We start from the raw sequence: 23,050 nt of genomic DNA, 5'->3' as shown, positions 1-23,050 counted from the left end.
GAGGCACGCCAGAGAGGCAACCCATGAACGGCGCGCAGTCGCTGATCCGTACTCTCGTCCGCTCCGGCATCGACGTGTGCTTCGCCAATCCCGGCACCTCGGAGATGCACTTCGTCGCCGCGCTCGACTCCGTGCCCGAAATGCGGGGCGTGCTGGGGCTGTTCGAGGGTGCGGTCACCGGAGCGGCAGACGGCTACGCGCGGATCGCCGGGAAGCCGGCCGCGACCCTGCTGCATCTGGGCCCCGGCCTCGGCAACGGGCTGGCCAACCTCCACAACGCGCGCCGCGCCCACACTCCGGTCGTGAACGTCGTGGGCGACCACGCCACCCACCACAAGAAGTACGACGCTCCGCTGGAGTCTGACATCGACTCGCTGGCCGGTTCGGTGAGCGGCTGGGTGCGACGCAGCGAGCAGGCCGCGGACGTCGGCTCCGACGCCGCCGCCGCGGTGGCCGCCTCCATGGACGCGCCGGGGCAGGTCGCGACGCTGATCCTGGCCGCCGACGCGTCCTGGGACGAGGGCGGCCGGGTGGCCGAACCACTGCCCGCGCGCACCCCTGCGGCGCCGGACGCGGAGACGGTGGCGTCCGTCGCCGACGTGCTGCGCGGCGGTGAGCCGGTCGCGCTGCTGATCGGCGGGGCCGCCTGCCGCGAGGCGGGGCTCGTCGCGGCCAGTCGGATCGCGAACGCCACTGGGGCGCGGGCGTTCGTGGAGACGTTCCCGGCCCGGCTCGAGCGCGGCGCGGGTCTGCCGGCGATCGAGCGGCTGCGCTACCTCGCCGAGCAGGCCGCCCGTCAACTCGACGGCGTGAAGCACCTGATCGTCGCGGGCACCCGCTCCCCCGTCTCGTTCTTCGCCTACCCCGGCAAGCCGAGCGACCTCGTGCCGGACGGCGCCCGGGTGCACACCCTCGCGGACCCGTCCCAGGACGTGGTCGCCGCACTGGAGGCGCTGGCCGACGAGGTGGCCCCGGACGCCCTCCCGACGCTCGCCGAACCGGCCCGCCCGGATCTGCCGGCCGGCCCCCTCACCGCGAACAACTGGGCCGAGGTCATCGGCGCCCTGCTCCCCGCCGGGGCGATCGTCTCGGACGAGGCGAACACGTCGGGCGTGGCCCTTCCGGCGGCCACGGCCGGCGCGCCCCGGCACGACGTACTGACGCTCACCGGGGGCGCGATCGGCCAGGGCATCCCGGTCGCCACCGGGGCGGCGATCGCGGCGCCGGACCGGCCGGTCGTCAACCTGGAGGCCGACGGCAGCGCGATGTACACGATCTCGGCCCTGTGGACGCAGGCCCGCGAGAATCTCGACGTCACGACCGTCATCCTCAACAACAGTGCCTACGCCGTACTGCGCGTCGAGATGCTGCGGGTGGGCGCCGACCTGTCGGGGCCGGCGGCGAAGACACTGCTCGACCTCTCCTCCCCCGGGCTCGACTTCGCCAAGATGGCGGAGGGCATGGGTGTCCCGGCGTCGCGGGCGACCACGTGCGAAGAACTGGCCGAGCAGTTCCGCCGCGCGCTCGCGGAACCGGGGCCGCACCTGATCGATGCGATTGTGCCGCCGCACCTGTAGGGGGCGGGACACCCTGTGACTCAGCACTGAGTGTCACCGCTATGCGTCAGCCTTCCTCGCCCGGCTGACCGTCGGCGTCCGCCTCACCATCCGCCCCGGACTTCGCCCCGCCCGCCCCGAGCCGCACACAACACTCCCCCGGTTCCGGAGCAAGTACAGCCCGCACCCCACCGATGTCCAGACCGTCGAGATAACCGGTCAGGAAAGCGTGGTTCATGCCGCACACCAGGTCGGGCGCCTTGGCGGCCAAGGGGTGGAACGGGCAGTTGCGCAGGCGGACTTGGGTGGGGCTTTCGCGTACCGGTTCGTAGCCGTGCTCGTCGAGCATGTGCTCGCAGGCGGTCAGCCCGCGTTCAGGGCCGAGGCGGCCCGGACGGATCCGGTCCCGCTCGGCCTCGCCCAGCTGCCGGCCGCGTTCACCGGCGGCCCTCATCGCGGCCTGCGCGGCGTTCTCGTCGTCGCCCTCCGTCAGTACGGCGTCCAGCAGCAGGCCCGCGAGGAGTTCGTGGCGGCGGTCGGGGATGCTCACGGTGATCTGGGCGTCGGTGGGTTCGTACACCTTGGGCTGCCTGCCGACTCTGCGGACCCCGCCGGGCGCTTCGTAACGGGCGCGGAGCAGACCGGCTTCGACGAGCTTGTCGAGGTGGAAGGCGGCGAGCTTGCGGGAGATGCCGATGCTGGCGGCGGCCTCGTCGCGGGTCACGGCCCGCCGCGCCCTGCGGATAAACGCGAACATGCGCCGCCGCGAGTCCTCACCCAGGGCGCTGACGGAGTCGATGGCGGCGTCGGCCGCGCGGGCCGGCGGAGTCGAGTCGTGAGCCACGACTCCACGGTAACTCCTACGCACACGATCCAGGGAGTATCCGCAGTGCGGTGACCTGCGCATCTTGACGTCCACCTGGAATAAGACCAAGAATTATTGGCGAAACTTCAGGAACCGGAGCCAGCTGCCATGACCGACCTCTCTGCCCTCATTCCTCCCGCAATCCAGCAGGAACCCGCACCCGCCCTGCGCGTGGTCCACGAACCCGACGGCATCGACCTGGCCGCCGCCGAGGTCGCCGCCGGGCAGTTCCTCAGCGCCCTCGGCATATCCACCGCCTCCGAGAGCCTGCGCGGCACACCCGGCCGGATGGCCCGCGCCTACGCCGAACTGTTCAGCCCCCGCGCCTTCGACCTCACCACGTTCCCCAACGACGAGGGGTACGACGAACTCGTGCTGGCCCGCCGCATCCCGGTGCGGTCGGTGTGCGAGCACCATCTGCTGCCGTTCGTGGGCACCGCCCACGTGGGCTATCTGCCCGGCGGACGCATCCTCGGCCTGTCCAAACTGGCCCGCGTCGTCGAGCACTTCGCGTGCCGCCCGCAGGTCCAGGAACGTCTGACCAAGCAGGTCGCCGACTGGCTGCAGACACATCTGGAGCCGAAGGGGGTCGGTGTGGTGATCGAAGCGGAACACACATGTATGACGTTGCGCGGTGTGCAGGCCACCGGGTCGAGCACCATGACGTCCACGCTTCTGGGCCTGCTGCGTACGGACGCCCGCTCCCGCAGCGAGTTCCTGGCCCTGACCGGCGCGACGTCCTGACCGGCGCGACGTCCTGACCAGCCGCCGACCCTGACCGCTCGCTGACCTGGGGATTCCCTGGCCGGCGAGCGCGTCCCGCCCTTCCCGTGCAACCGTCTAAGCCTGCGTGCCGTCTCTACCGATAGCCGACGAAAAGTCGGAATCGGGCAACGGAGGTGTGTTGCCATGGCCCTCATATCCGCATTCCCCCGCCTCGGCAGACTCGCGGCCGTCGGGGCGGCCGTGGCCCTCGCCGCAGGCGGTGCCACCGCCGGGGTGGCGGCAGGGGCCACCCAGGCTCCGGCCGCGAGCAGCCCGCGTACCTGCGCCCTCGGCGACCTCTATGTGTCGATGGGGACCAAGGACTTCGGCGCGGGCCAGGTGTACTGGCCCATCAAGTTCACGAACACCAGCACCACGGCCTGCAGCCTGCACGGCTTCCCCGGGGTGAGCGTCCTGAACACGGCGCACCAGCAGATCGGCGCGGCCGCGACACGCACCGGGCCGACCCACTCCGTGACGGTCAGCCCGGCCCACACCGTCACCGCGGTCATCCACACGACGAACGGCCCCCTCGGCGGCCCGTGCCGTCCGACCAGCACCTACATCCGGGTCTATCCCCCGGGTTCGTTCCACTCGGTCCTGGTCCCGGCGGCGCTGAGCGTCTGCTCGAACGACTTCACCATCACGGCGGTGGGTGCGTAGAGCCCTTGGTGACCTGCGGTGACCGATTCACGCCTCGATCCGCAGCCACGTGTCACCGCAGCGGAACCAGAGGAACCCGTCACGCCCTTGCCCGCAGTACAGCACGACTCGCCCGGGAACCCGCAGCCGGTGACGGCTGGTCACCGTCCAGCCGTCACCGGCCAGCCGGGCCCGCACGACATCGACGGACCGCCGGTTGTGGTGCCGGACGGTCAGCACGGCACGGTCGTCCCGTACCGCAAGGCCGTCCGGTGAGGGGACGGGGCTCGGGAAGCTGGTCACGTCGTCCCCGGACGGGGTGATCCTCGTCAGGTACGTGCGGCCCGCCGGATACCAGGCCAGCCACACCCGGTCCCCCTCCGTCGCGCCGGTGCAGCCCTGCAAGGGAAAGTCGGGCAGCCGGCGCTTCGGGAGCCAGACGGCATCGCCCTTCGTGTTCCAGCCCGCCAGACCACCCGCCGACTCAGGGTGTCCGCCGTAGATGCCCTCGTCCCCGTACACGATCCAGATCCGGTCGCGCTGATCGGTGACGAGGACGGGGATGTCGTCGCCGACGCAGAATTCGGCTTCCGGCACGCCCGACGCGGAGAACACGACGGCGTTCGGCCCCCATGCGCCGTCGGCTCCGTCCCGCATCGCACGGCCGCCCGCGAGCAGGAACCGCGAGTCCGACAGCAGGGCCAGATGCCTCGGCCGGATCCGGATGTCTTCGAGGGGCGTCCGCCGCTCCTCGCGCCCCCGGACGACCACCAGCTCGCCGGAGAACGGGACTTCAGGACTCCACGCCGGCCACCCTTTGACGTAGCGGCTGCGGTTCAGTTGGCTGCGACGCACGAGCAGCACAGCGAGTTCGCCTTGTGGTCCGACGCTCCAGCACATGGCCTGGTGCTCGCGCCGCTCGCCGCGAGGAAGCCGCCACACCCTCTGCACCGTGCTTGAAGACTTCATGGACCTTGAAGACTTCATGGAAAGCGATCCGCGACCGTCGTCAGATGACAGCCCGGATCGCCGCCTCGAACCCCTCCACGTGGCCCGCCGCCAGCGCCGACGCCTTGTCCGCGTCGCGGTCGATGACGGCGCGCAGCAGCGGGCCGTGTTCATGGACGTGGCCCGCGAGACCCGGGAGGCGGTCGATGAAGAGGCACCATATGCGGGTGGCCAGGTTGTCGTACCTGACGAGTGTGTCCTCCAGGTACGGGTTGCGGGTCGCCGCGTAGATGGCACGGTGCAGTGTCATGTCGAGGCGGATCAGGTCCTCGCCTGCGTCGGGCGTCTGCGCCAGTTGTGTGAGCAGCCGGCTGAGTTCCTCGCGCTGGCTGTCGTCGGCGCGCTCGGCGGCGAGGGCAGCGGCAAGGGGCTCCAGCTCCTGGCGGACCTCGGAGATGTGGCCGAGGTCGGCGATCTGCACCTCGGTGGCGAAGGTGCCACGCCGGGGGTAGGAGACGATCAGCCGCTCGTGCTCCAGGCGCTTCAGCGCTTCCCGGACGGGGGTGCGCCCGAAGCCGAGTTCGGCGGCGATCTTCTCGTCGTTGAGGGGTTCTCCGGGGCGGATCCGGAGGGTCACGAGTCGCTCCGAGATGGAGCGGTAGGCCTGCTCGGCCAGTGTCCCCTGGCCCTGACCGGCGGTCGAAGAAGTCACTGCACACCCTCCCTTGACGCGGCTAGCTCCGCCCTCCTAGCGTATCGCAACAGCAGATTGATATATCAGTCGTCTTTCAAAATCACGGCACGCGGGACCCGCAAGCACCGCACGCGGGACCCGCACGAAACACCGGCAGTACCGGCACACAGCACCACCGCACGCAGCACCACGAACGCCGCACCCGTCCATCCGCAGCCCGCCGCCCAGGAGGCTGGTCAGTAATGCGCCCGATCGACAACGCCCCCGACGCGCACGAGGACGTCCTCCCCGAGCACCCCGACTTCCTGTGGCGCAACCCCGATCCCAAACCGTCGTACGACGTCGTCATCGTCGGCGGTGGCGGGCACGGCCTGGCCACCGCCTACTACCTCGCGAAGAACCACGGGATCACCAACATCGCGGTCCTGGAGAAGGGGTGGCTCGCGGGCGGCAACATGGCCCGTAACACCACGATCATCCGGTCCAACTACCTGTGGGACGAGAGCTCCGGCATCTACGAGCACTCCCTCAAGCTGTGGGAGACCCTCGAAGAGGACCTGGACTACCCGATCCTGTTCAGCCAGCGCGGTGTGCTGAACCTCGCGCACAGCCTCCAGGACGTCCGCGACAGCAAGCGCCGCGTCTACGCGAACCAGCTCAACGGCATCGACGCCGAGTGGCTGGAGCCGGAAGAGGTCGCCAAGGTCTGTCCGATCGTCAACGTGTCGCAGGACGTGCGCTATCCGGTGCACGGCGCCACGTACCAGCCGCGCGCGGGTATCGCCAAGCACGACTACGTCGCCTGGGGCTTCGCGCGCAGGGCCGACGAGTACGGCATCGACCTGATCCAGGACTGCGAGGTCACCGGCCTCGACATCCGCGACGGGCGTGTGCACGGGGTGCGGACCACGCGCGGCAACATCGCCGCCGGAAAGGTCGCACTCGCCGCGGCGGGGCACTCGTCCGTACTGGCCAAGATGGCCGGTCTGCGCCTGCCGCTCCAGAGCCACCCGCTCCAGGCACTGGTCTCGGAACTCCTCGAACCCGTGCACCCGACCGTCGTCATGTCCAACGCCGTGCACGTGTACGTGTCCCAGGCGCACAAGGGCGAGCTCGTGATGGGCGCCGGCATCGACAGCTACAACGGCTACGGGCAGCGCGGCGCCTTCCACATCCTGGAGCGGCAGATGGCCGCCGCTCTGGAACTCTTCCCCGTCTTCGCCCGCGCCCACATGCTGCGCACGTGGGCCGGCATCGTCGACGTCACGCCCGATGCCTCACCCATCGTCGGAACGACCCCCGTCGAGGGCCTCTACCTCAACTGCGGCTGGGGCACCGGCGGTTTCAAGGCCACACCCGGCGTCGGCTGGTGCTACGCGCACACGATCGCGACCGGCGAGGCACACCCGTACAACGCGCCCTTCACCCTCGACCGCTTCACCACCGGCGCCCTCGTCGACGAGCACGGCGCCGCCGGCGTCGCCCACTGACCGCCGTCCCCGGCAAGGAGATCGACATGCAGCTCATAGCCTGCCCCTGGTGCGGTCAGCGCGAGGAAGCGGAGTTCCATTACGGCGGCCAGGCGCACGTCGCCTACCCCGAAGACCCGTACGCGCTCGACGACGAGCAGTGGGCGCAGTACGTGTTCTTCCGCGACAACCCCAAGGGCCCCTTCGCCGAGCGCTGGGTGCACTCGGCCGGGTGCCGCCGCTGGTTCAACGCCGTGCGCGACACCGTCACCCACGAGTTCCTCGCGGTCTACGAGGCCGGCGCCACGCCCCCTTCCATCACGAGCACCGCACCCGCCGCGCAGCAGCGGAAGGGTCAGGAGGCCAGCCGATGAACACCCCCTTCCGTGCCGAGGGCCACGGCCACGTCGACCGCGGCACCACGCTCTCGTTCACGTTCGACGGCAGCACGTACGCCGGGCACCCCGGCGACACCCTCGCCTCGGCGCTGCTCGCGAACGGTGTGCACCACGTGGCCGACAGCATCAAGTTCCGCAGGCCGCGCGGCATCCTGGCCGCCGGCGTCGAGGAGCCCAACGCGCTCGTGCAGATCGAAGCGCCGTTCCCCGAGCCCATGCTCACGGCCACGACGGTCGAGCTGTACGAGGGTCTGGTGGCGCGGGGTCTCTCGGGCCAGGGCCGCCTCAGCAGCGAGCCGGACCCCGCCCGCTACGACACGATGCACGCCCACTGCGACGTCCTCGTCGTCGGTGCGGGACCGGCCGGGCTCGCGGCGACTCTCGCGGCCGCCCGGTCCGGTTCCCGTGTGATCCTTGTCGACGAACTCCCCGCCCCCGGCGGGTCGTTGCTCGGCAGTCAGGAAGTCCTCGACGGCGCGCCCGCGACCGCGTGGGTCGACGAGGTCATGGCCGAACTCGAAGCATCCCCCGACGTGCGGGTCATGCAGCGCACGACCGCCTTCGGCCAGTACGACGACGGGCTCGTCCTCGCGCTGGAGAAGCGCACGGACCACCTCGGCTTCGCCGCGCCCGAGCACGTCTCGCGGCAGCGCATCTGGCGTATCCGCGCCCAGCAGGTCGTCTTCGCTACCGGCGCCTACGAGCGGCCCGTCGCGTTCGACGACAACGACCGGCCCGGCATCATGCTGGCCGGTGCGGCGCGCACCTACCTGAACCGCTTCGGCGTCCTGCCCGGACAGCGGGCCGTCGTGTTCACCACGAACGACAGCGCCTACCCGGCCGCGCTCGAACTGGCCGACGCGGGCGTACGGATCGCCGCCGTGCTCGACGCCCGCGACGAGGTGCCGGCGCACCTGCGCACCGCGTGCGACGAGCGGGGCATCGAGGTGCGCGCGGGCCATGTCGTCACCGGGACCAGCGGCATCGGGCGTGTCTCGCGCGCCCACGTAGCTGCCTTCACCGGGGGGCGCCTGGGCGAGCGGCAGGGCATCGACTGCGATCTGCTGCTCGTCTCGGGCGGCTGGAACCCGGCCGTCGCCCTGTTCAGCCAGGCGCGTGGCGCCCTGCGGTACGACGCCGGGATCGGGGCGTTCGTACCGGAGCGACCTCTCCAAGGTGTCCGCACGGCAGGGTCGGCCCGCGGGAAGTTCACGCTGACCGGCTGTCTGGCCGACGGCGTGGACGCCGCCGCGCAGGCGCTGTCCGCGATCGGCAGGACCGGCGAGACCGTCGAGCTTCCGGCCACGGCTCCCCTTCCCGAGGCTGCGCCCGGCCGGGTGCTGTGGCGGGTGCCGAGCCCGAAGGAGGGCGCGGACGGTTCCAGCCAGTTCGTCGACCTGCAGCGCGATGCCCACGTCGCCGACATTCTGCGGGCGACCGGGGCGGGCCTTCGGTCGGTGGAGCACGTGAAGCGGTACACCACGATCGGCACCGCGCACGACCAGGGCCGCACGTCGGGTGTGATGACGTCGGGCATCGTCGCCGAAGCGCTCGGCGTCGACGTCGCCGATCTCGGCACGATGCGCCTGCGCCCGCCCGCCGTCCCCGTGGCCTTCGCCGCCTTCGCGGGCCGCAACCGCGGCGAGCTGTTCGACCCGGCGCGGGTGACCGGGATCCACCCCTGGCACGTAGAGCACGGCGCGCTCTTCGAGGACGTCGGCCAGTGGAAGCGTCCGTGGTACTACCCACAGGCCGGCGAGACCATGGAAGAGGCCGTACTTCGCGAGTGCCGGGCGACCCGCAACGGCGTCGGCATGATGGACGGTTCCACGCTCGGCAAGATCAATGTGCAGGGCCCCGACGCCGGCGTACTCCTCGACCGGCTCTACACGAACCTGATGAGCAGCCTCAAGGTGGGCCGGGTCCGCTACGGCGTGATGTGCGGCATCGACGGCATGGCCATCGACGACGGCACCGTGATCCGGGTGGCCGAGCAGGAGTTCCTGCTCACGACGACCACCGGCAACGCGGCCAGGATCCTCGAATGGATGGAGGAGTGGCTCCAGACGGAGTGGCCGGAGCTGCGTGTCCACCTCACCTCGGTCACCGAGCACTGGGCGACCATCCCGCTCGTCGGTCCGCGTTCCCGGGACGTCCTCGCCCTGGTGGCGCCCGAACTGGACGTCGACAACGAGGCCTTCCCCTTCATGTCCTGGCGGGACACCCCGGTCGCCGGCATCCCCGCCCGCGTGTGCCGCATCAGCTTCTCCGGTGAGCTCGCCTACGAGGTCAACGTGCCCGCGTGGGACGCCATCACCGTATGGAAGGCCCTGATCGCGGCGGGCAGCGCCTTCGACATCACCCCGTACGGCACCGAGACCATGCACGTCCTGCGCGCCGAGAAGGCGTACCCGATCATCGGGCAGGACACCGACGGGACCGTGACGCCGCAGGACCTGGGCATGTCGTGGGTCGTGTCGAAGAAGAAGGCGGACTTCGTCGGCAAGCGGTCCTTCTCCCGTGAGGAGAACCAGAGCGGCGACCGCAAGCAGCTGGTGGGTCTGCTGCCCACCGACGAGCGGACGCTCCTGCCGGAAGGCGCCCAGATCATCGCCACCAGCGACATCCCGGCGCCGCCCGTGCCGATGCTGGGTCATGTCACCTCCAGCTACCGCAGCGACGCCCTGCAGCGGACGTTCGCCCTTGCCCTGGTGCGCTCGGGATCCCGGCGCATCGGCGAAACCCTCTACGTGCCACTGGACGGCCGGACCGTCGCTGTGACCGTGACCGAACCCGTGCTCTTCGACAAGGAGGGAGCTCGCCGTGACGGTTGAGACGCCCACCCGCTTCAGCCCGCTCTCCGCCTGGCGGGATCAGCTCGCGCAGCTGCCCGACGGTCTGCGGGCGCGTGAACTGCCCTTCCTGACCCAGCTCTCCCTGCGGGTGCGGCCCGGCACCCCTGCGGCCGCCGCCGTCGAGGCGTCCCTCGGCATCACCCTGCCGGGCCCCTCGCGCAGCGAGATGGCGGGGGACGTCAAGGCCCTGTGGCTGGGTCCGGACGAGTGGCTTCTGGTCGCTCCGGAGGGCCAACAGGACGTTCTCGTCGAGCAGTTGAGGGAGGCGATCGGTGAGGAGTTCGCGACCGTCACCGACGTGTCGGCGCAGCGCACCACACTCGCCCTGTCGGGACCTCTCGCCCGTGAGGTACTGGCGCAAGGCTGTGCCATCGATCTCGACGGGCGGGTGACGCCGGTCGGCTCGTGTCTGACGACGCTTCTGGCGCAGGCGCCCGTCACGCTCGTGGTCCGCGAGGAGTCGGCGTCGAGCCTCTGGCTGCTGGTCCGTTCCTCGTTCGCTTCCTACCTGGCGACGTGGCTCGTCGACGCGTGCACCGAGTACCGGGGCAGCACCGGATGAGCATCAGCGTCTTCGACATGTTCAAGGTCGGCATCGGGCCCTCCAGCTCCCACACGGTGGGCCCGATGCGGGCGGCGCATTCCTTCGTCTACGCCCTGGAGCAGGACGGTCTGCTGGCGGAGACGAGCCGCGTGCATGTCGAGCTGTTCGGCTCCCTTGGCGCCACCGGGCACGGGCACGGCAGCGTGAAGGCCGTCGTCCTGGGCCTTGAGGGCGAGGTTCCCGAGCTCGTCGACCCCGCCGTCGCGGAGCCGACGATGGACCGCGTCGAGGCGACCGAGTCCCTGAGGCTGCTCGGCAAGCACGCGATCGCCTTCCACGTCGACGACGACGTGGTCATGCACCGCAACAAGCGGCTCGACTTCCACTCGAACGCGATGACGTTCGAGGCCACGGCGGACGACGGACGGCAATTGGCGTCGCGTACGTACTACTCCGTGGGCGGCGGCTTCGTACTCGACGACACCGCGGCGAACGGCCCGCAGATCGTCCCCGACACCACACCGGTGCGCTATCCGTTCACCACCGGCGCCGAACTGCTGGCCCACACCCGGGCCACCGGGCTGCCGATCAGCTCGATCATGATGGCGAACGAGCTGACCTGGCGCAGCGAGGACGACGTCCGCGCCGGCCTTCTGCACATCTGGTCGGTGATGCAGGAGTGCGTGCGCAATGGGTGCGGCATCGACGGGGTGCTACCTGGCGGCCTGAAGGTGCGCCGCCGGGCCGCTGCCCTGCACCGCAAGCTGCTCGCCGCGGACGCCGAGGCCGAGACCGACTCCCTGCACGCGATGGAGTGGGTGACGCTGTACGCGCTCGCGGTCAACGAGGAGAACGCGGCCGGCGGTCGTGTGGTGACCGCGCCGACGAACGGGGCGGCCGGCATCGTCCCGGCGGTGCTGCACTACTACGACCGTTTCGTGCGGGGCGCCGGGCCGGACGGCATCGTCCGGTTCCTGCTGACCGCGGCCGCCGTCGGCGTCCTGTTCAAGGAGAACGCGTCGATCTCGGGTGCCGAGGTCGGCTGCCAGGGCGAGGTCGGCTCCGCGTGCTCGATGGCGGCGGCGGGCCTGGCCGAGATCCTGGGCGGCACCCCCGAACAGGTGGAGAACGCCGCCGAGATCGGCATCGAGCACAACCTCGGCCTCACCTGCGACCCGGTCGGCGGTCTGGTCCAGATCCCCTGCATCGAACGCAACGCGGTCGCCTCGCTCAAGGCCATCACGGCGGCGCGCATGGCGCTGCACGGTGACGGCACCCACCACGTCTCCCTCGACAAGGCGATCAAGACCATGCGGGAGACAGGGGCCGACATGAAGGACAAGTACAAGGAGACCGCCCGCGGCGGTCTCGCTCTCAACGTCGTCGAGTGCTGAAGGGCCCCTCATGACCAGCGAGTTCGTCCTCACCCTGAGCTGCCCCGAGCGCCCCGGCATCCTCCATGCCGTGACGTCGTTCCTCCTCGGGCACGGCTGTGACATCACCGAGCACCAGCAGTTCGACGACGCCGAGAGCGTCTTCCTGCGTACGAGCTTCAGCGGCCCCGCGGACGGGGTCACCCTGGACGAGCTGCGGGACACCTTCGTCCCCGTGGCCGCCGACTTCGGGATGGAGTGGCAGCTCAGGGACGCGGCGGTGAAGCCGCGTGTCCTGGTGATGGTGTCGAAGTTCGACCACTGCCTCGCGGACCTGCTGTACCGGTGGCGCAGCAACGCGCTGGACGCCGAGATTGTCCTGGTGGTCTCCAACCATCCGGACCTGGAGCATCTGGCGGCGGCCGAGGGCGTGCCGTTCCAGCACGTGCCGGTGACGGCCGCGACCAAGCCGGAGGCGGAGGCCCGCCTTCTCGAACTGGTCGAGGAGCACGACATCGACCTCGTCGTCCTCGCTCGCTACATGCAGGTGCTCTCGGACGACCTGTGCAAGCAGCTCGAAGGCCGGGCCATCAACATCCACCACTCGTTCCTGCCGAGCTTCGCCGGCGCCAAGCCGTACCACCAGGCCCACCGCCGGGGTGTGAAGCTGGTCGGGGCCACCGCCCACTATGTGACCGCGGATCTGGACGAGGGCCCGATCATCGAGCAGGAGATCATCCGCGTCGACCACCGCGCCGGCCCGGAGCGCCTTGTCACGGTGGGCCGCGACGCGGAACGCCTGGCGCTTGCCCGCGCGGTCAACTGGCACTGCCAGGGCCGCATCCTGCTCCAGGGGAACAGGACGGTGGTGTTCAGCTGAGCACGGCACCTCCCGCGATCTGACGTCGCGGGGCAGTGCGGCGCGTAAGGTCCTCGATCGCCGACCGTCGAGGTCCTTACGCGCACTTGCGGAATATACGGAGGCGCCTCGAAGGAACTCGAGGGGCGCGAACCGTTCTTACCCGAATCTCACAGACCGCCGCCCGGCGTGACTACGCGTACCCCCGGGTGTGTGAGCCCGCCGCCTTCTCGATGCGGTGGGCCAGTTCCACGTCCGCGTCCGTGAGGCCTTCGTCGGAGCGGATCACGAAGCTCACCTCGTTGCCCCGGATGTGGACGTCGGGGTGGCGGTCGAGGGTCTTGACGTCGTAGACGATGTCTTCGACGACGTTGGCGGCGGTCGAGAAGTCGTACACCTGGAAGGTGCGCCGCAGGACGTCGCCCGTCCGATGCCAGGCCGCCATGTCGGGCCCTGACATGCGCTGTTCTATCTGGGTGTCGTCGAGTCGGGTTGCCACGATGCCTCTCCTCCGGGTGTGGTCACCGCGTGACTGGTCCCCTCCCCGTGTCTGCCGAGCCACTCGCCTTGGTCCCCGAGGCCGGCTTTCCTGCTCGGGCGGCTTCCCGCCTCCTTAACTTTGCAGCGGTCCGTGCTGTCTCCGGGTTCCCCGCATGGCCACTTCAACACCCCGCGCGGGTCGTCCGCTCAGGTCCCGCCCGGTCCGCCGCTGCCGAAGCCGCCGCTGGAGCCGGGGCGCCAGTGGCGTGGCTCCTGGTTGTCGCTGCGTCTGCTGTTGGAGTGATGGAGCTCGTACGGGTACATGCGCTCGCTCTCGTTCGCCGCGTGGGGGACCTCGTCCGGTTCCCGTATCTCCCGTTCCTCGCGGACGGGGCCGGTCTCCGGGAGCTTGGGCTGCTCATCGGGGTCGGGCGGACCCGGCTCCCTGTTGCGCACCCTGATGCCCACCCGTACCGCCCACACCAGCGCTCCGGCGATCACCAGACCGCCGAAGAAGGCACCGTAGGCCGCCAGGGCCGTGTGACCCGCGGCCAGCACATCCATTCCAGTCTGCGCTGTGATCATGTGCGCCGAGTACCCGGCGCACACGACACTATTCCGCCCCGCGTCAGGGGAAGAGGCGAGCCCGCAGGTCACGGCGGTGCGGGCCGGGATCAGGGCTTCGAGGCCGCCGGGAATCCGTCTCGCAAAGAATTCATTACGGTATACCAAACCCTTGACGGCACCCTGACTGGCCCCCAGTATTTGGGATGCCATAGCGCAGAACGACGACGTCAAGGGCACAGTGCATCCGGCCGGTGCACTGCACCTCGCCGTGCTCGAACGGAGGGCTGTGAGTCCCTCCAGGACCGCACGAGAGGTGCGCCGCCCGCCCCCTCAGCGACGCCGTCGGCCCGCGCAGACGGAGCGGTCCCGCACACTCACACGCTCCCCACGTCCTCAGGTTCCTTTTGCCAGCACGGAGGCGTCATGACGACAGCGCACCGCCCCGCAGCACCCGCAAAGCCCGAAGGCAAGACCCCCCACAGCTCCTCGCACGCGGAGGAGTACGAGCACGAACCCGTCCCCGCATCGGCCCGCAAAAGCCTTTTGTCCATCGCCGCCACCTGGTTCGGCTTCCCCATGAACCTGGGCAGCGCCGTCTTCGGCGGCGTCATTGTCTACAACCTGGGCCTCGCCAAGGGCCTGCTCGCCATCCTGGTCGGCAACCTGGTCCTCTTCGCCTACGTCGGCGCGCTCAGCCACCACGCGGGCAGCACCGGCAAGAACTTCGCGCTCCAGGCCACCGAGACCTTCGGCAGCCGTGGCCGCAACCTGCCCGCCGGGCTGCTCGCCACCGTCGTCATCGGCTGGTTCTCCTTCCAGGTCGGCCTCACCGGCACCACGCTCAGCGGCTCCCTCGGCTGGTCGGCCCTGGGCGGCGCGGCCATCGGCGGTGTCCTTTACACGCTTCTGACCATGTGCGGAATCCGCGCGCTCTCCCTCATCGGGATGATCGCCACGCCCCTGTTCCTCGTACTGACCGTGGTGGCCCTGGCGTACGGCCTCAACGCGCACACCACTCTGGGCGACACCCTCGGTTACCAGGGCGCGGGCGCCACCCTCGGCTTCGGCGGCGCGGTCGCCATCATCATCGCCGGGTTCGCCGACTCGGGCACCATGACGGCCGACTTCACCCGCTGGTCCAAGGACGGCAAGTCCGCCGTCCTCGCCACGCTCACCGCCTTCCCCTTCGCCAACTTCCTCGCCAACGGGGCCGGCGGCCTGATCGTGGCCGTCGGCGCGACGGCCAACCCGGCCAAGGACGGCGGCGGCTTCCTCAACCTGCTCACCGGCCACAGCGCCGTACTCACCGGCATCGCGATCATCTTCGTCTTCGCCAACCTGGGCTCCGTGGCCTCCCACTGTCTCTACAACGGCGCCGTCGGCTGGTCGGCCCTCACCCCGCTCCGGATGCGCACCCTCACCGTCATCCTGGGCACGGTCGGCGTGGCCTTCGCCCTCACCGGCGTGTGGGGCTACTTCCTCGACTGGCTCAACCTGCTCGGCGTCTTCGTCCCGCCGATCGGCGCGATTCTGATCACCGACCGAGTACTGAAGGCCAAGGCGGGCGACCGTCCGGCCGGCACCATCCGCGTCACCGCGCTCGTCTCCTGGGCGTCCGGAGCCACGGCGGCGGGCATCGCCCACTACGCGCTGCCCGAGCTCGTCGACCCGGTGATCGGCATGATCACGGCGGCGGTCGTGTACGCGGCGGTCGAGCTGCTCCTGCGGCGCCGGGCGGCCGAAATCCCTGACGTCGCCGAGATCCCCGACGGCGCCCTGTCGGCGTAGCACCCGATCCGCCGAACCGGCGGCACCGACTCCCGCACCGGCCCGGCAGGGCGGGCCGGTGCGGGCCCCCGCCGCCCCAACTCATCCCATTCCAGAAGGAGTACGACGTGAACGCCGCGGAACGCGACGAGATCTGCGCACTGACCGCCACCGACATCGCCGCCAAGGTGCGTGCCGGTGAACTCTCCCCCGTCGAGGTGACCGACGCGGTCCTGGCGCGCATCGAGGCCGTCGACCCGCAACTGCACGCCTTCTGCACCGTCACACCCGAGCACGCTCGCGCCCAGGCCCGCCGCGTGGCCGACGACGTGGCCGCCGGTAAGGACCCCGGCCCGCTCGCCGGTGTGCCGATGGGGATCAAGGACCTGATCTGCACCAAGGGCATCCGTACGACCTCCGGCTCCCCCGCCTACCGTGACTTCGTGCCCGACGAGGACGACATCGTCGTCGAGCGTGCCGTCGCCGCGGGAGCGGTCGTGCTGGGCAAGACCAACAACTCCGAGTTCGGCTTCGGGCCCGTGGGCCAGAACCCGCTCTTCCCCACGACCCGCAACCCCTGGAACACCAACTTGACGCCGGGCGGCTCCAGTTCGGGATCGGGCGCGGCTGTCGCCGCGGGTCTCGGCCCGATCGCCCTCGGCAGTGACGGCGGCGGTTCCGTCCGTATCCCGGCCGCGCTGTGCGGCCTGTTCGGCTTCAAGGCGTCCATGGGGCGCGTGCCGGTGTACCCCGGCTGCCGCGACGACCGCTACCCGGGCGTCTCCGGCTGGGAGTCGATCGAGCACATCGGCCCGCTGACCCGCACGGTCGCGGACGCGGCACTCGCCCTGTCCGTTCTCGCCGGGCCCGACCCCCGCGACCGGCACACGATCCCCGCCGGTGACATCGACTGGACGCGCCGCCGCCCCATCTCCGAACTCCGCATCGCGTACAGCCCCGACCTGGGCCGCATCGCCGTCGACCCCGAGGTCCGCCGCATCACGGAGGCCGCCGTGTCGGTCCTGGAGCGCGACCTGGGCGCCAAGGTGGAGCAGCCGGACCTCCAACTCCCGCACTACGAGGAGATTTTCGGCGCGATCATCGCGGCGGACACCGACCTCACGGGCCTGCGCGCGCTCGCCGACCGGTTCGGTCACGAGATGTCGCCGCGCCTGCTCGACTTCGTGCGCACCCCGTGGACGGCCGAGCAGCTGACCGACGCGAACATCGTGCGCAAGCGGGTCGTCAACCGCCTCGCCCGCCTGCTCGCGGACTACGACCTGATCGTCACCCCGACGGTGTCCACCGCCGCGTTCCCGATCGGGTTCCACGGGCCCGAGATGATCGACGGCCGCATGGTCGACGCCGACCACTGGACCGCTTTCACGCCGATCGCCAACCTCGCGGGCCTGCCCGCCGCGAACGTGCCGGCGGGCTGGACGGAGGACGGGCGCCCGGTCGGACTCCACATCGTGGGCCGCCACCTCGCCGACGACCTGCTCCTCGACGCCTGTACGGCCTACGAGGAAGCAGCGCCGTGGGCCCACCGCAGGCCGTCGCTCGGGACCGCCCTGTAGACCCCGGAACCCGAGGCCGCCAAAACTCACTCGACGCGGCCGCGCGGAAGCGTCATGATCGCCGCTTGTGATGACGACGCAGCAACAACTGGTCCAGGCCGCGGCGCGCAACAACGCCGGGTGGTGCGCGGCGATGTGCCGATCTCACGGCCTGGACGGGAAGTTCGGCGTGCGGGCCTGGACCGCTCCCACTCGCACGCCGGACTTCTATCCGGATGCCGTGACACTCGTACCGGGTGTCACGGCATCCGGCGTGACCGCCGCGATCGACGCCACGGCCGGGGCCACCGTGAAGGACAGCTTCGCCGACCTGGACCTCACGCAGGCCGGCTTCCAGGTGCTGTTCGAGGCCCAGTGGATCCACCGCCCGGCGGGTCCGCCCAGTTTCCCTTCGGAGCTGAGCTGGGACGTGGTCGACGACCGGGAAACCCTGCGCACGTGGGCACTGGCTTGGGACGAGGGCAACGCGGATCTGTTCCGGCCCGAACTCCTCGATGACGCAAGGACTTTCGTCCTCGCCGCACGGTCCGCCACCGGTCACGTGGTGGCGGGCGCGGTGGCCAGCAGGAGCGACGAGGCGCTCGGAATCTCCAACGTCTTCGCGTCCGACAGCGGCCCCGACGCCGCCTGGCCGGTGATCCTGGAAGCGGCGCACACCCTGTTCCCCGCCCTGCCCGTGGTCGGTTACGAGCAGGGCGAGGACCTGGCGGCGGCCGTCCGGCACGGCTTCGAACCGGTCGGCGGTCTACGGGTCTGGCTGCACGGCGGCCGGTAGCGTCAGATCCGTACCGTCCTGAGCTTGTCCGGGTTGCGGGTGCAGTACAGGGCCGTGACCTGGCCGCCGCGTACCTCGATGCAGGTCACCTGGTCGAGTTCGCCGTCGAGGAGGGCGATGATCGCGGGCATCCCGTTGTAGACACCCACGCGCACATCGACCTCGCCCATCCGCGAGCCCTTCTCCAGCAGACCCCGGACCAGCCGGGCCACCTTGTCGGGCCCCACCACCGGCCGCATGACCGCCGTCACCTTGCCACCGCCGTCACCGATGAACACCACCTCGGGGGCGAGTACGTCCATGAGTGACTGGACGTCGCCGGTGGCCGCCGCGAGCATGAACTGCTCGGCGACCGACTGCGCCTCTTTCGGTGCGGCCACCGCTACTTGGCGCCGCGCGTGCACATGGTTGCGGGCACGGTGGTTGACCTGCCGTACCGCGGCTTGCGACTTCCCGACGGCCTCGGCGATCTCCGCGTAGCCGAAGTCGAACACCTCGCGCAGGACGAACACGGCCCGCTCGGTGGGCGTCAGGGATTCGAGGACCAGGAGCATCGCGGTGGTCACGGCCTCGCCGGTGAGCAGGTGGGCGACGCCGTCCGGGGCCCGGTTCGGGTCGGTGTCGAGGGGTTCGGGGAGCCAGGGGCCCACGTACTCCTCGCGTCGGCGGGCGACCGAGCGCAGGGCGGTGAGGGACTGCCGTGTGACGATCTGCGCGATGTAGGCGCGCGGGTTCTGGACGGTCTCCTCGTCCACGGTCCGCCAGCGCAGGTAGCTCTCCTGAAGCACGTCCTCCGCATCGGCCACCGACCCCAGGATCTCGTAGGCGATCGAGAACAGCAGCGGCCGGTGGGACGTGAAGACATCCGTCGGCTTCGGCACGTGAGTCACTTCTTCCCCGGCAGCCAGGCGTAGTTGGCGGTCCGGGCACCGTACTTCACGACGCGGCACACACCTTCCTTGGTGAGGGCGGCGACTCGCCCGGCGAAGTACAGTCGCCGCACCGTGTCGTCGCGTCGGCTGACCTGCAACACCCCGTCGCGCCGACCGAGACTGACGGCCTGTCCGGTGTAGCCCATCGAATACGGCTCGGGCGCACGGCCGTTGACGATCCGGGCGAGGTTGTCGGCCGCGTGCGCGCCCTGGGGCATGGCGGTGGCGCAGGACAGCCGGGCGCCCGGGACGGCGGCGCAGTCGCCGATGACGAAGATCCGTTCATCGCTGACGCTGCGCAGGAACTCGTCCACGAGGGCGCGTCCTTCGGCGTTCACTTCGAGTCCGCTGCGTGCGCACAGGTCGGGAACGCTCGCCGCGATGCCCCACAGGGTGAGGTCCGAGTCGAGTTCCGCGCCGGAGTCCAGACGTACGGCACCACTGCCGTCCACCACTTCCGTGACCGTGCCCGTCACGATGTCCACGCCCATCCGCCCCAGGGTCGTACGCACCTGGTCCCGCGCACCCGTCGAAAGACTCGGGGCGAGGGAGTCGGCCACGAGTCGGACGCTCAGGTCGGGGCGGGCCTCGGCGACCTCGGCCGCCGTCTCGATGCCGGTCAGGCCTCCGCCGACGACGGTGACGCGACTGCCGGCCGCCAGTCCGGCGAGCGCCTCGCGCGCCTCCTCGGCCCCTTCCCACGTACCGATCGGGACCGTGCCCGGCATGGGTACGACGGTGCTGCCCACGGCGACGAAGAGGTGGTCGAAGTCGAGGCTCTCGCCGTCGGCGAGGGTCACCGTGCCGTCGCCGATCTTGTCGGCGGTGCCCTGCCGCAGCGTGACGCCGTCGCCCAGCATCCGCGTCAGTGGCGCCGCGACCGCTCCGCTCGCGGCGATGTGCTGGTGCAGCCGCACCCGCTCGACGAACTCCGGGCGCGGGTTGAGCACCGTGATCTCCGCGCCCGGCACCTTCCTGGCCAGCCGGTTCGCCGCGATCGTCCCCGCGTAGCCGGCGCCCACCACCACGATCTTCATGCTTCCTCCTGGTCCCGACGGTCCCGACGGCCTGGTCCCGACGGTCTGCTCCCGACAGTTGCTGTCGCACACTGGACGCCGCCCGGCCCCGGGCTGTGACACCTCGGTGGTGTGATCCGGGTTACTCGGCTGTGGCACTGCCGGAAACACCTCCGCGATCAGCGACGCGGGCGCTCCGCATACAGTTGGTTCGAACGACTTGCCGTATCACTACGACCACGAGGAGCAGCCTTGAGCGAGCCGGTGTCCCGCGCCCTGCAGGAGGAGATCGCCCGGGATCTCCAGGTGTCCGCGACCTTCGACGCGCAGCTGGAGATCGAACGCCGGGTCGCCTTCCTCACGGAGCGCCTGACCTCGACCGGCCTGCGCTCCCTCGTCCTTGGAATCAGCGGCGGTGTGGACTCCACGACCGCGGGACGGCTGTGCCAGCTCGCGGTGGAGCGCGCCCGCGCCGCCGGGCACGAGGCGGTGTTCTACGCCATGCGCCTGCCGTACGGCGTCCAGGCCGACGAGAAGGACGCCCAACTCGCGCTGTCCTTCATCCAGGCCGACCAGGTCCTGACCGTCGACGTGAAGGCCGCGAGTGACGCCTCCCTCGCCGCCGCGGTGGCCGGTGGGGTCGCCTTCCGGGACGCCCACCACGAGGACTTCGTGCACGGCAACATCAAGGCGCGGCAGCGCATGATCGCGCAGTTCACGGTCGCGGGCGCGCAGGCCGGTCTGGTCGTGGGCACGGACCACGCGGCCGAGGCGGTCTCCGGGTTCTTCACCAAGTACGGCGACGGCGCGGCGGACGTCGTCCCGCTGACGGGGCTGACCAAGCGCCGGGTGCGCGGGGTGGCCGACGCGCTGGGTGCCCCGGCCGAGCTGGTGTGGAAGGTGCCGACGGCCGACCTGGAGACGCTCGACCCGGGCAAGCCCGACGAGGACGCCCTCGGGGTGACCTACGACGAGATCGACGACTTCCTGGAGGGCAAGCCCGTCAGCGAGTCCGCGTTCGACTCGATCGTGCGCCGCTACCGCCTGACCGAGCACAAGCGCCGGCTGCCCATCGCTCCCTGAGTACAAGGGTCAGCTGCCCATCGCTCCCTGACCCAGGGCTCAGCCGGCCTGTTCGACGTACGACGCCAGGTTGGCCAGTGACGAGGCGATCCCGGCCTCGTGGTCCGCGCGGTCGATGCCCGGCGGTACGTCGGTGGCGGTGACGGTCACGGCCGTCCCGGCGCCGGCGGCAGTCAGCTGCCAGGTCATCGTCATGGTGCCCGCGTACGCCGGGTCGTCCGACTCGAACACCCCCCGCTGCACCACGCGCTCCGACGGCACCAGCTCGGCGAAGCCGACCTCGACGACGTCCGTCGCGTCCGAGGACTTTCCGGGGCTCCCGGCCGGATCGAGGTAGGTGAGGACCATCCGGAAGCCGCCACCGGGCCGGGGATCCCATCGCTCGATCCGCCCGTGCATCCCGTCCGGCGGCAGCCAGGCCTCGACGGACTCCCGGTCGAGCAGCGCTTCGTAGACGGCCGCCGGGGGTGCGTCGATCACCCGGCTGGCGCGATCGGTTCTGGCCATACATGAATCGTAGATATTTTGTGGACGGGGCACCGTTTCGATCACAAGGTCGACGCACCATACTGGTCGGGCCCTGACCCCCCACAGAACGAATCCATGGCCAAGAACAGCAGCTCCTCGACCATCGCTCCCGACACCGCGTGGCTGGGGCGCGGGCGCCACCTCGGGCCCGAGCCCGAGCAGGACGTCCGGCGCAACCTGATCGCCCTCAAGGCGGCCGGCGTGCTCGACGACTTCCTGGACCTCGACCCAGTCGAAGCGGCCCGTTCCACCGTCCTGCACCCGCGCGACGAATTCTCCGACCCCGGCCCGTCCGCCCGCCGCCTCTTCGAGGCGCGCTGGCGCGTGGCCGACGGCGTCACGGTGCGCGCGCAGCTCACCACGTACGACCCGGACGCCCGCCGAAAGGACGGCGAGACCGGTGTCGTCTGGGTGCTGGCCGCCGAGGCGGAACGGGCGTGGGACGCGCACTGGCCCTCGCCCGCCACCATGTTCTGGCCCGACAGCGACCAGGTCGACTGGGGCCACGACACCGTGCCCGGCGTGCGGCTGCGGGGCACGAGTCACCTGCCCAAGGACGACGACGAGCTGCGCCAGCGGCTGCGGGAGTGCACCCGCAAGAGCTGGTTCATCCATGTCGTGGTGCATGAGGCGATGACGCCGGACGCGCTGGGGGCGCGGCCGGTGTCATCGTTCCTGCCGCCGAGCCTGCGGCACCGGGTGGTCGAGCACCGGGCCACGCCGGAGCAGGCGCAGATCGCCGACTTCGCGATGAAGCGGGAGCTGAGCGTACGGATGCCGCGCGGCGGCGCCGTCGTCCTGCCCGCGCCGCCCCAGGTCCAGGGTTACGAGCCCGAGCGGTTCACGGTGCGCAACGTCTTCCTCGACGGCACCGAGCCGACCGAACTCCTCGACAGGATCAGGGAGTTCGCCGTACTGCCCCGCCCGCTTCCGGCCGACGCCGAGCAGGCCCTGATGCGGCTGCGCCGGGGCTGGCACCTGCTCACTCCGGAGGAGGAGCTGGTCCACGCCCAGGGCATGGTCACCAAGTACGCGGAGGCGCTCGCCGCCATGACGACGTCGCGTGACCTGTACCAGCAGGCGGCCGAGGCGGCGCAGGCCGCGCTCGCGGAGACGACGGGCGGCAACGGCGTGCCCCGGCCGCCGGTGTCGGCGTCCGCCAAGGACGGCTCGCCGCTGGGCGCGCTGACCAAGGCGTTCGGCCGGTTCAGGGACCCGAACAAGTAGGGGCCGGACGAGCGGGGGCTCACCCACAGGGGCGTCCGCACCGGCGTCGACACCGGCGCCCGCGCGGGCGCCCACTCGGGTGCTTCGCCGCGGCGCGGGCGACCCCGCTGTACGCCATTCGGGCCGCCTT

The 23,050-nt window shown here is 70.8% G+C and carries 22 protein-coding genes; 14 read left to right on the top strand and 8 right to left on the bottom strand.

The annotated features are described in order from the left end of the window. The first annotated feature begins 23 nt into the window (after positions 1-23). Complete coding sequence (locus ABZ893_RS23265) at positions 24-1,577, top strand: acetolactate synthase large subunit (protein WP_361406903.1); 1,554 nt, start codon at positions 24-26, stop codon at positions 1,575-1,577. A 46-nt stretch (positions 1,578-1,623) separates the two neighbouring features. Here the strand turns inward: ABZ893_RS23265 and ABZ893_RS23260 are convergent, their stop codons facing one another. After that, a complete protein-coding gene (locus ABZ893_RS23260; protein ID WP_361406901.1) occupies positions 1,624-2,400 on the bottom strand; it encodes a helix-turn-helix domain-containing protein in 777 nt (258 codons plus the stop codon). 129 nt (positions 2,401-2,529) lie between these two features. Between ABZ893_RS23260 and folE the strand changes: the two genes are divergently transcribed. Next, on the top strand, positions 2,530-3,165 hold the full coding sequence (gene folE, locus ABZ893_RS23255) for a GTP cyclohydrolase I FolE (protein WP_361406899.1): 636 nt from the start codon (positions 2,530-2,532) through the stop codon (positions 3,163-3,165). 165 nt (positions 3,166-3,330) lie between these two features. Further along, entirely contained in the window at positions 3,331-3,849 is a 519-nt protein-coding gene (locus ABZ893_RS23250) for a DUF4232 domain-containing protein (protein WP_361406897.1), read from the top strand. A gap of 27 nt (positions 3,850-3,876) precedes the next feature. Here ABZ893_RS23250 and ABZ893_RS23245 read toward each other — a convergent pair whose 3' ends face one another. Together ABZ893_RS23245 and ABZ893_RS23240 are read right to left on the bottom strand one after the other, a co-directional pair. Next, entirely contained in the window at positions 3,877-4,797 is a 921-nt protein-coding gene (locus ABZ893_RS23245) for a hypothetical protein (RefSeq protein WP_361406896.1), read from the bottom strand. Between the two features lie 40 nt (positions 4,798-4,837). Further along, on the bottom strand, positions 4,838-5,488 hold the full coding sequence (locus ABZ893_RS23240; protein ID WP_361406894.1) for a GntR family transcriptional regulator: 651 nt from the start codon (positions 5,486-5,488) through the stop codon (positions 4,838-4,840). 224 nt (positions 5,489-5,712) lie between these two features. Between ABZ893_RS23240 and ABZ893_RS23235 the strand changes: the two genes are divergently transcribed. From ABZ893_RS23235 to purU, 6 genes are read left to right on the top strand one after another with little or no spacing between them, the layout of a single operon-like run. Next, positions 5,713-6,960 carry a sarcosine oxidase subunit beta family protein gene (locus tag ABZ893_RS23235; RefSeq protein WP_361406892.1) on the top strand — a complete coding sequence of 416 codons (1,248 nt, stop codon included), beginning with the start codon at positions 5,713-5,715 and terminating at the stop codon, positions 6,958-6,960. Positions 6,961-6,986: 26 nt separating this feature from the next. Then, the gene (locus ABZ893_RS23230) at positions 6,987-7,313 is read left to right on the top strand and encodes a sarcosine oxidase subunit delta (RefSeq protein WP_361406890.1); all 327 of its coding nucleotides are present in this window, start codon (positions 6,987-6,989) and stop codon (positions 7,311-7,313) included. After that, positions 7,310-10,171: a 2Fe-2S iron-sulfur cluster-binding protein gene (locus tag ABZ893_RS23225; protein WP_361406888.1), complete on the top strand. Its 2,862-nt coding sequence runs from the start codon at positions 7,310-7,312 to the stop codon at positions 10,169-10,171. Before ABZ893_RS23230 ends, ABZ893_RS23225 begins: the two co-directional genes overlap by 4 nt. Continuing rightward, positions 10,161-10,754, top strand: a complete 594-nt coding sequence (locus ABZ893_RS23220; protein WP_361406886.1) for a sarcosine oxidase subunit gamma family protein — start codon at positions 10,161-10,163, stop codon at positions 10,752-10,754. Before ABZ893_RS23225 ends, ABZ893_RS23220 begins: the two co-directional genes overlap by 11 nt. Further along, on the top strand, positions 10,751-12,130 hold the full coding sequence (locus ABZ893_RS23215; protein WP_361406884.1) for an L-serine ammonia-lyase: 1,380 nt from the start codon (positions 10,751-10,753) through the stop codon (positions 12,128-12,130). Before ABZ893_RS23220 ends, ABZ893_RS23215 begins: the two co-directional genes overlap by 4 nt. Before the next feature lie 10 nt (positions 12,131-12,140). After that, on the top strand, positions 12,141-12,989 hold the full coding sequence (gene purU / locus ABZ893_RS23210; protein WP_361406882.1) for a formyltetrahydrofolate deformylase: 849 nt from the start codon (positions 12,141-12,143) through the stop codon (positions 12,987-12,989). Positions 12,990-13,161: 172 nt separating this feature from the next. Here the strand turns inward: purU and ABZ893_RS23205 are convergent, their stop codons facing one another. After that, entirely contained in the window at positions 13,162-13,467 is a 306-nt protein-coding gene (locus tag ABZ893_RS23205; protein WP_361406880.1) for a 4a-hydroxytetrahydrobiopterin dehydratase, read from the bottom strand. Positions 13,468-13,655: 188 nt separating this feature from the next. Continuing rightward, positions 13,656-14,033, bottom strand: coding sequence for a DUF6479 family protein (locus ABZ893_RS23200; protein WP_361406878.1), 378 nt, complete (start codon positions 14,031-14,033; stop codon positions 13,656-13,658). 405 nt (positions 14,034-14,438) lie between these two features. Between ABZ893_RS23200 and ABZ893_RS23195 the strand changes: the two genes are divergently transcribed. From ABZ893_RS23195 to ABZ893_RS23185, 3 genes are all read left to right on the top strand, one after another. Continuing rightward, entirely contained in the window at positions 14,439-15,803 is a 1,365-nt protein-coding gene (locus ABZ893_RS23195; RefSeq protein WP_361406877.1) for a cytosine permease, read from the top strand. Between the two features lie 107 nt (positions 15,804-15,910). Continuing rightward, a complete protein-coding gene (locus tag ABZ893_RS23190; protein WP_361406875.1) occupies positions 15,911-17,359 on the top strand; it encodes an amidase in 1,449 nt (482 codons plus the stop codon). A 70-nt stretch (positions 17,360-17,429) separates the two neighbouring features. Then, positions 17,430-18,134, top strand: coding sequence for a hypothetical protein (locus ABZ893_RS23185; protein WP_361406873.1), 705 nt, complete (start codon positions 17,430-17,432; stop codon positions 18,132-18,134). 2 nt (positions 18,135-18,136) lie between these two features. Here the strand turns inward: ABZ893_RS23185 and ABZ893_RS23180 are convergent, their stop codons facing one another. Beyond that, a complete protein-coding gene (locus ABZ893_RS23180; protein ID WP_361406871.1) occupies positions 18,137-19,015 on the bottom strand; it encodes an RNA polymerase sigma-70 factor in 879 nt (292 codons plus the stop codon). 5 nt (positions 19,016-19,020) lie between these two features. After that, complete coding sequence (locus ABZ893_RS23175) at positions 19,021-20,103, bottom strand: FAD-dependent oxidoreductase (protein WP_361406870.1); 1,083 nt, start codon at positions 20,101-20,103, stop codon at positions 19,021-19,023. Between the two features lie 231 nt (positions 20,104-20,334). Between ABZ893_RS23175 and nadE the strand changes: the two genes are divergently transcribed. Beyond that, the gene (nadE, locus tag ABZ893_RS23170; protein WP_361406868.1) at positions 20,335-21,165 is read left to right on the top strand and encodes an ammonia-dependent NAD(+) synthetase; all 831 of its coding nucleotides are present in this window, start codon (positions 20,335-20,337) and stop codon (positions 21,163-21,165) included. Between the two features lie 39 nt (positions 21,166-21,204). On the opposite strand, the gene ABZ893_RS23165 is transcribed toward nadE, so the two are convergent. After that, positions 21,205-21,672 carry an SRPBCC family protein gene (locus ABZ893_RS23165; protein ID WP_361406866.1) on the bottom strand — a complete coding sequence of 156 codons (468 nt, stop codon included), beginning with the start codon at positions 21,670-21,672 and terminating at the stop codon, positions 21,205-21,207. Positions 21,673-21,768: 96 nt separating this feature from the next. Between ABZ893_RS23165 and ABZ893_RS23160 the strand changes: the two genes are divergently transcribed. Then, positions 21,769-22,920, top strand: coding sequence for a hypothetical protein (locus ABZ893_RS23160; RefSeq protein ID WP_361406864.1), 1,152 nt, complete (start codon positions 21,769-21,771; stop codon positions 22,918-22,920). The last annotated feature ends 130 nt before the right edge of the window (positions 22,921-23,050 follow it).

Origin of the sequence: Streptomyces sp. NPDC046821 (assembly GCF_040645335.1) — a bacterium.
GTDB lineage: Bacteria > Actinomycetota > Actinomycetes > Streptomycetales > Streptomycetaceae > Streptomyces.
Note: the sequence above shows the minus strand (reverse complement) of the source record. Positions and strands in the feature narration are given on the sequence as shown.

What these genes read in the sequence shown, in the direction of transcription:
- ABZ893_RS23265 (WP_361406903.1), top strand. Translation starts at nt 24, where the DNA reads ATGAACGGCGCGCAGTCGCTGATCCGTACTCTCGTCCGCTCCGGCATC.
- folE (WP_361406899.1), top strand. Translation starts at nt 2,530, where the DNA reads ATGACCGACCTCTCTGCCCTCATTCCTCCCGCAATCCAGCAGGAACCC.
- ABZ893_RS23250 (WP_361406897.1), top strand. Translation starts at nt 3,331, where the DNA reads ATGGCCCTCATATCCGCATTCCCCCGCCTCGGCAGACTCGCGGCCGTC.
- ABZ893_RS23245 (WP_361406896.1), bottom strand. Translation starts at nt 4,797, where the DNA reads ATGAAGTCTTCAAGCACGGTGCAGAGGGTGTGGCGGCTTCCTCGCGGC.
- ABZ893_RS23235 (WP_361406892.1), top strand. Translation starts at nt 5,713, where the DNA reads ATGCGCCCGATCGACAACGCCCCCGACGCGCACGAGGACGTCCTCCCC.
- ABZ893_RS23230 (WP_361406890.1), top strand. Translation starts at nt 6,987, where the DNA reads ATGCAGCTCATAGCCTGCCCCTGGTGCGGTCAGCGCGAGGAAGCGGAG.
- ABZ893_RS23225 (WP_361406888.1), top strand. Translation starts at nt 7,310, where the DNA reads ATGAACACCCCCTTCCGTGCCGAGGGCCACGGCCACGTCGACCGCGGC.
- ABZ893_RS23215 (WP_361406884.1), top strand. Translation starts at nt 10,751, where the DNA reads ATGAGCATCAGCGTCTTCGACATGTTCAAGGTCGGCATCGGGCCCTCC.
- purU (WP_361406882.1), top strand. Translation starts at nt 12,141, where the DNA reads ATGACCAGCGAGTTCGTCCTCACCCTGAGCTGCCCCGAGCGCCCCGGC.
- ABZ893_RS23200 (WP_361406878.1), bottom strand. Translation starts at nt 14,033, where the DNA reads ATGATCACAGCGCAGACTGGAATGGATGTGCTGGCCGCGGGTCACACG.
- ABZ893_RS23195 (WP_361406877.1), top strand. Translation starts at nt 14,439, where the DNA reads ATGACGACAGCGCACCGCCCCGCAGCACCCGCAAAGCCCGAAGGCAAG.
- ABZ893_RS23185 (WP_361406873.1), top strand. Translation starts at nt 17,430, where the DNA reads ATGACGACGCAGCAACAACTGGTCCAGGCCGCGGCGCGCAACAACGCC.
- ABZ893_RS23175 (WP_361406870.1), bottom strand. Translation starts at nt 20,103, where the DNA reads ATGAAGATCGTGGTGGTGGGCGCCGGCTACGCGGGGACGATCGCGGCG.
- ABZ893_RS23165 (WP_361406866.1), bottom strand. Translation starts at nt 21,672, where the DNA reads ATGGCCAGAACCGATCGCGCCAGCCGGGTGATCGACGCACCCCCGGCG.
- ABZ893_RS23160 (WP_361406864.1), top strand. Translation starts at nt 21,769, where the DNA reads ATGGCCAAGAACAGCAGCTCCTCGACCATCGCTCCCGACACCGCGTGG.